Raw genomic sequence first — 6,712 nt, 5'->3', positions numbered from 1 at the left:
AAACGCCCGGTTACATTCCGAACCCGGAAGCTAAGCCTCACAGCGCCGATGGTACTGCAGGGGGGACCCTGTGGGAGAGTAGGACACCGCCGAACTCCTTTTACAGCTCCGGCTCTTGGGCACCGCCCAGGGGCCGGAGCTTTTTTTGCGTTGAGGTAGGGTCAGGGGGCATCGTTGGCTCGTTTTCGCACAGGAGGCCCCCGCGTGGAGGTCCAGGAGACCCGCGTCCAGACAGAGCGGGTCCTCACCATCCCCAACATTCTCAGCATGGCGCGGCTCGTCGGCGTACCCCTCTTCCTGTGGTTGATCCTCAGGCCGGAGTTCGGCGGGCCCAAGAGTGACGGCTGGGCTCTCCTCGTGCTGGCCTTGAGCGGGATCAGCGACTATCTCGACGGGAAGCTCGCGCGGCGCTGGAACCAGATCAGCAGCCTGGGCCGGCTTCTCGACCCTGCCGCGGACCGGCTCTATGTGCTTTCCACCCTGCTCGGACTCACCTGGCGTGGCATCCTGCCGCTCTGGCTGACCGCTCTGCTGCTGGCGAGGGAACTGGTCCTCCTGGTGATGGTGGGCGTCCTCCGCCGGCACGGGTATCCGCCGCCGCAGGTCAACTTCCTGGGGAAGTCGGCCACCTTCTGCCTGATGTACGCGTTCCCGTTGTTGCTCCTCAGTGACGGAAGCGGGTGGATCGCGTCACTGGCTGCTATTTTCGGATGGGCGTTCGCCGGATGGGGTACAACGCTCTACTGGTGGGCAGGAGTGCTCTACGTGGTACAGGTCCGCCGTTTGGTCCGGGCGGACGCCATGGCCGATGGAGCTCGGCGATTGTCCTGACGTACGCCTCGATGGCCCGCGGCCGAAAAGTGCGGGACAATCGGACGGGTGAAGTCGGCTAGACCGTCGTCTCTTGCGAGGAGGACGCTTCCGACATGAAGGCCGTCGTGATGGCCGGAGGCGAAGGCACACGCCTGCGCCCCATGACCTCGAGCATGCCCAAGCCACTTCTGCCCGTGGCGAACCGCCCGATCATGGAGCATGTGCTACGGCTGCTCAAAAGGCACGGGCTCACCGAGACCGTGGTCACCGTCCAGTTCCTGGCATCACTCGTCAAGAACTACTTCGGTGACGGCGAAGAACTCGGAATGGAGCTCACCTATGCCAATGAGGAGAAGCCACTCGGTACCGCCGGAAGCGTCAAGAACGCCGAAGAGGCGTTGAAGGACGATGCCTTCCTCGTCATCTCCGGTGATGCCCTGACCGACTTCGACCTCACCGACCTGATCAATTTCCACAAAGAGAAGGGCGCGCTGGTCACGGTCTGTCTGACCCGTGTGCCCAATCCGCTGGAGTTCGGCATCACCATTGTCGACGAGGAAGGCCAGGTCGAACGCTTCCTGGAGAAGCCGACCTGGGGTCAGGTCTTCTCGGACACCGTCAATACGGGCATCTACGTCATGGAGCCCGAGGTCTTCAACTATGTCGAACCGGATGTTCCGGTCGACTGGTCCGGTGATGTCTTTCCGCAGCTCATGAAGGAAGGCAAGCCGATTTACGGCTATGTCGCGGAGGGCTACTGGGAGGACGTCGGCACCCACGAGAGCTATGTGAAGGCCCAGGCCGACGTCCTCGAAGGCAAGGTCAACGTCGATGTCGACGGGTTCGAGATCTCGCCCGGCGTCTGGGTCGCGGAAGGCGCCGAGGTGCACCCCGACGCCGTCCTGCGCGGGCCGCTGTACATCGGCGACTATGCGAAGGTGGAGGCCGGCGCGGAGATCCGTGAGCACTCCGTCGTCGGTTCGAACGTCGTCGTCAAGAGCGGTGCCTTCCTGCACAAGGCCGTCGTCCACGACAACGTGTATGTCGGCCAGCACAGCAATCTGCGTGGCTGTGTCGTAGGGAAGAACACTGACATCATGCGTGCCGCCCGCATCGAGGACGGCGCGGTCATCGGTGACGAGTGCCTGATCGGTGAGGAATCGATCGTCCAGGGCAACGTGCGGGTCTATCCGTTCAAGACGATCGAAGCCGGCGCCTTCGTCAACACCTCGGTCATCTGGGAGTCCAGAGGCCAAGCCAATCTGTTCGGCGCCCGCGGTGTGTCCGGCATCCTGAACGTGGAGATCACGCCCGAGCTGGCGGTGCGGCTGGCCGGGGCGTACGCGACCACTCTGAAGAAGGGCTCGACCGTCACCACCGCCCGCGACCACTCCCGTGGTGCCCGTGCCCTCAAGCGGGCGGTGATCTCCGCGCTGCAGGCCAGCGCCATCGACGTACGCGACCTGGAGAACGTGCCGCTGCCCGTGGCCCGTCAGCAGACCGCGCGCGGCAGTGCCGGCGGCATCATGATCCGGACCTCTCCGGGGGTGCCCGACTCGGTCGACATCATGTTCTTCGACGGGCAGGGCGCCGACCTGTCGCAGGGCGGCCAGCGCAAGCTGGACCGGGTGTTCGCGCGGCAGGAGTACCGGCGGGCCTTCCCCGGCGAGATCGGCGACCTGTACTTCCCGGCCAGCGTCTTCGACTCGTACACCGGCACCGTGCTGCGCAACGTCGACACCACGGGTATCGCCGAGTCCGGTCTGAAGGTCGTCGTGGACGCCGCCAACGGCAGCGCCGGGCTGGTGCTGCCCAGCCTGCTCGGCAAGCTCGGCGTGGACTCGCTGACCATCAACCCCGGTCTGGACGAGTCGCGGCCCACGGAGACGGCCGAGATGCGGCGCAACGGGCTGGTGCGGCTCGGCGAGATAGTGGCGTCCTCCGGTGCCGCCTTCGGAGTGCGGTTCGACCCCGTCGGCGAGCGGTTGTCGCTCGTGGACGAGAAGGGCCGGATCATCGAGGACGACCGGGCGTTGCTGGTGATGCTCGACCTGGTGGCCGCGGAGCGGCGCAGCGGGCGGGTGGCGCTGCCGGTGACCACGACCCGGATCGCCGAGCAGGTGGCCGCCTATCACGGCACGCAGGTCGAGTGGACCACGACCTCGCCCGACGATCTCACGCGCGTGGGGCGCGAGGAAGGGACCATCTTCGGCGGCGACGGCAAGGGCGGCTTCATCGTCCCCGAGTTCAGCGGTGTGTACGACGGGACGGCGGCCTTCGTCCGGCTGATCGGGCTGGTCGCCCGGACGCAGCTCACGCTCAGCCAGATCGATGCGCGGATCCCGCGCGCCCACGTCCTGAAGCGGGACCTGGCCACGCCGTGGGCCGTCAAGGGCCTGGTCATGCGGCGGGTCGTGGAAGCGGCCGGAGAGCGCTTCGTCGACACGACCGACGGAGTGCGGGTCGTGGAGACCGACGGGCGCTGGGTGATGGTGCTGCCCGACCCGGCCGAGGCGGTCACCCATCTGTGGGCGGAGGGGCCCGACGACGCCTCCGCGCAGAGCCTGCTCGACGAGTGGTCGGCCGTCGTGGACAGCGCCGGCCGGTAAGGAGCCGCGCGGCCGACCGGGCAAGGGCGGCGGCACCCCGCGCCGGACCGGAGAACCCACGCACACGCGCGTGCCGGACAAGTGTCCCCAAGGGTGCCTGTCCGGCACGTCGGTGGGGCCATTCGGAGGTACCGCCCGCGACATGCGACGATGTGCGGCATGCCGCAGCAACCCCCCGTTCGGAGCAGCCCTGCGGGGCCGCAGCGCCCGGACGCCTCCATGTCGTTGATCACCAATGTCATGGATCACAGCCTCGACGACGGGTACGCCGAGGCCGCCGCCCGGAAGAAGTCCGAGGGCGAGGGCGGGCTGCCCAGGACGCTCCGGGCGAAACTGGGGCTCGCGGGCGGTCTCGTGCTGGCGGCGCTCGTCGTGACCCTCGGCGCGGCGCAGGCGCGGGTGGCGGCGCCGGGGGTGGCCAAGGAGCGCCAGGAGCTGATCGACCGCGTCGACAGCGAGACCGCGAACGCGGACAGGCTGGAGCACACGGTGGACCAGCTGCGGCAGGACGTCAGCGCGCGCCAGCGGGCGGCGCTGAAGTCGAGCGGCGGCAGCGGGCAGGCCGATCTGGTGGGCCTGCTGTCGGGCGCGACCGAGGTCCACGGGCCGGGGGTCAAGCTCGTCGTGAACGACGCCAAGGAGGCGAGCACCGGCGGTGACGGCAGCAATCCGCGGGAGACCTCCGGTTTCTCCGACAGCGGCCGGGTGCGCGACCGCGACATGCAGCGCGTGGTCAACGGGCTGTGGGCATCGGGGGCGGAGGCCGTCTCCATCAACGGGCAGCGGCTGACGGCCCTGTCCGCGATCAGGGCCGCGGGGGACGCGATACTGGTCGACAACAGGCCGCTCGTGCCGCCGTACACGGTGCTGGCGGTGGGGGACGGGGAGCGGCTGAGCACCGAGTTCCAGAACAGCGCCGACGGGCTCTACCTGCATGCCCTGGAGGAGAACTTCGGGATCCGCGCCACCATTTCCACCGAGGGCGACGTACGGTTGCCCGCCGCACCGAGTGTGATCGTCCGTACTGCACAGCCGAGCACCGAGAAGACTGAGAAGGGCACATCGTGATCGCCGTACTGGGCCTCGTCGTGGGAGTCGTGGCCGGCCTGTTGGTCCGTCCGGAGGTTCCGGCGGTCGTCGAGCCGTATCTGCCGATCGCCGTCGTCGCGGCGCTGGACGCCGTCTTCGGTGGTCTGCGGGCCATGCTCGACGGGATCTTCGACGACAAGGTCTTCGTGGTGTCGTTCCTGTCGAACGTGGTCGTCGCGGCCCTGATCGTGTTCCTCGGCGACAAGTTGGGCGTGGGCGCGCAGCTGTCCACGGGTGTCGTGGTGGTCCTGGGCATCCGGATCTTCTCCAACGCCGCGGCGATCCGGCGTCACGTGTTCCGGGCGTGAGACCCATGAGCGAGCCGAACGAGCAGCCGGAGAACAGGCTGCGCAAGGAACTGCCGGCCGAGGTGCCGCCGGCGGCACCCGAGTCGGGAGCGGCCTCCGGTGAGCCGCCGCAGGAGCCGCTGACCGGACGGCAGCGGCTGGTGAAAGGCCTGTGGCCGCCGCGCTTCACCCGGGCCCAACTCATCGTCGCCCTGCTGCTGTTCGGGCTCGGTTTCGGTTTGGCCGTGCAGGTGGCGTCGAACAGCGACACCGACAGCGCGCTGCGGGGCGCCCGGCAGGAAGATCTTGTGCGCATCCTCGATGAACTGGATTCGCGTACTCAGCGTCTTCAGGACGAGAAGCAGGGACTCGAAAAGCAGCGCCAGGAGCTGCAGAGCAGCTCCGACCAGGCGGCGGAGGCCCGCAAGCAGACGGCCGAGAAGGAGAGGCAACTCGGCATTCTGGCGGGCACCGTGGCGGCGCAGGGTCCCGGCATCACGATGACGGTCGAGGACACGAAAGGGACGGTCAAGGCGGACATGCTGCTCGACGCGGTCCAGGAGCTGCGTGCGGCCGGTGCGGAGGCGATCCAGCTCAACGGGGTGCGCGTGGTCGCGAACACGTACTTCGCGGACTCCGGCAACGGTGTGAGCGTCGACGGGAACAAGATCAACGCCCCCTATCGTTTCCAGGTCATCGGCAGGCCACAGGATCTGGAGCCGGCGCTGAACATCCCGGGAGGAGTGGTGCAGACCTTGGAGAAGGAGCAGGCCACGGTCTCGGTGGTGCGGTCGGACAAGATCGTCGTGGACGCCTTGCGGCAGGCGAAGCGGCCTGACTACGCTCGGTCGTCCTCGCAGTGAACCGGCGGTGCATGGGGGACGTCCGGCAGGGGCATGAGGTTGCGGGGGGTCGGCGCACCGAAGGCGTGGTGCGTGGTGGAAACTGTTTGGTGGATACGGACGTTGTGAGGATGTCCGGCTCGGCCGGTGTAGGCAATCTGGGTTCGTCCTGCCCCACGGGCGGGTCTGTTTCGGTCAAGGGGAATCGCCCGTGAAGTTGTTTGCGAAGTTGTTCGGCAAGAGTGCGCGAGAGGGCAGTGACAACGCGACCGCTCGTCATCGTGCCCAGCCCGACGCGGAGGGTCGGCGCCCGCTGTTCCGGGACCAGGTGGCTGGTCCGGGTGGTGACATTTCCGGAGGTCAGGGCGGGGCGTCGGTTGACCCTGCGCAGTCCGGCGGCATAGGTTTCGGGCAACCGTCAACCTCAGGTACGGGTGGAGGGTTCGCCTCCGGTCCGTACGCGTCCAATGCGCCGGCGGGGCAGCCGCGGCAGGAGGATCCGTCCATGTCGGTCCTGGTGTGTACGAGGTGCGGAAACCGCAACGCGCAGAGCGCCCGCTTCTGTTCCAACTGCGGTGCACCGCTGCGCCCCGGAGTGACGCCGGAGCGCGCCTCCGAGACGACGTCCACGATCTCGATCTCCGGTCTCGAGGCGTACGACTCCGAGATGACCGGCCAGACGCAGGTGCCGATGCTGTCGCCCGAGGCGCAGGCCGCGGTGGACGCGCTGCCGATGGGCTCGGCGCTGCTGGTGGTGCGCCGGGGGCCGAACTCGGGCAGCCGCTTCCTGCTGGACTCCGACCTGACCACGGCCGGCCGGCATCCGCAGAGCGACATCTTCCTCGACGACGTGACGGTCTCCCGGCGGCACGTGGAGTTCCGCCGCTCCCCGGACGGCTCGTTCACCGTCGCCGACGTGGGCAGCCTGAACGGCACGTACGTCAACCGAGAGCCGATCGACCAGGTCGCCCTGCACAACGGCGACGAGGTGCAGATCGGCAAGTACCGGCTGGTGTTCTACGCGAGCCGGCAGCAGGGCTTCTGACCGCCCCCGGACCGGTGTCCGGGGGGA

The 6,712-nt window shown here is 68.1% G+C and carries 6 protein-coding genes and 1 rRNA gene; all 7 read left to right on the top strand.

The window, feature by feature from the left end:
* Positions 1 to 95, top strand: a 5S ribosomal RNA gene (gene rrf / locus ACZ60X_RS31005); the annotation flags it as partial.
* Positions 96 to 204: 109 nt separating this feature from the next.
* Entirely contained in the window at positions 205 to 831 is a 627-nt protein-coding gene (locus tag ACZ60X_RS31000) for a CDP-alcohol phosphatidyltransferase family protein (protein ID WP_469605437.1), read from the top strand.
* Positions 832 to 926: 95 nt separating this feature from the next.
* Complete coding sequence (locus tag ACZ60X_RS30995) at positions 927 to 3,422, top strand: sugar phosphate nucleotidyltransferase (RefSeq protein WP_469605435.1); 2,496 nt, start codon at positions 927 to 929, stop codon at positions 3,420 to 3,422.
* 159 nt (positions 3,423 to 3,581) lie between these two features.
* Positions 3,582 to 4,490: a DUF881 domain-containing protein gene (locus ACZ60X_RS30990; protein ID WP_469605433.1), complete on the top strand. Its 909-nt coding sequence runs from the start codon at positions 3,582 to 3,584 to the stop codon at positions 4,488 to 4,490.
* Positions 4,487 to 4,819, top strand: a complete 333-nt coding sequence (locus ACZ60X_RS30985) for a small basic family protein (protein WP_003988855.1) — start codon at positions 4,487 to 4,489, stop codon at positions 4,817 to 4,819. Before ACZ60X_RS30990 ends, ACZ60X_RS30985 begins: the two co-directional genes overlap by 4 nt.
* A gap of 5 nt (positions 4,820 to 4,824) precedes the next feature.
* Complete coding sequence (locus tag ACZ60X_RS30980) at positions 4,825 to 5,661, top strand: DUF881 domain-containing protein (RefSeq protein WP_469605430.1); 837 nt, start codon at positions 4,825 to 4,827, stop codon at positions 5,659 to 5,661.
* A 190-nt stretch (positions 5,662 to 5,851) separates the two neighbouring features.
* Positions 5,852 to 6,685: an FHA domain-containing protein gene (locus tag ACZ60X_RS30975; RefSeq protein ID WP_469605428.1), complete on the top strand. Its 834-nt coding sequence runs from the start codon at positions 5,852 to 5,854 to the stop codon at positions 6,683 to 6,685.
* Positions 6,686 to 6,712 lie beyond the last annotated feature (27 nt).

The sequence above is a fragment of the Streptomyces sp. NPDC104106 genome, assembly GCF_055584345.1.
The sequence above is the reverse complement of the archived record's forward strand: the minus strand, read 5'-3'. Positions and strand labels throughout refer to the sequence as shown.

Bases quoted from the DNA above. Each gene is read 5' to 3' on its own strand.
- ACZ60X_RS30995 (WP_469605435.1), top strand. From the start codon at position 927: ATGAAGGCCGTCGTGATGGCCGGAGGCGAAGGCACACGCCTGCGCCCC.
- ACZ60X_RS30990 (WP_469605433.1), top strand. From the start codon at position 3,582: ATGCCGCAGCAACCCCCCGTTCGGAGCAGCCCTGCGGGGCCGCAGCGC.
- ACZ60X_RS30980 (WP_469605430.1), top strand. From the start codon at position 4,825: ATGAGCGAGCCGAACGAGCAGCCGGAGAACAGGCTGCGCAAGGAACTG.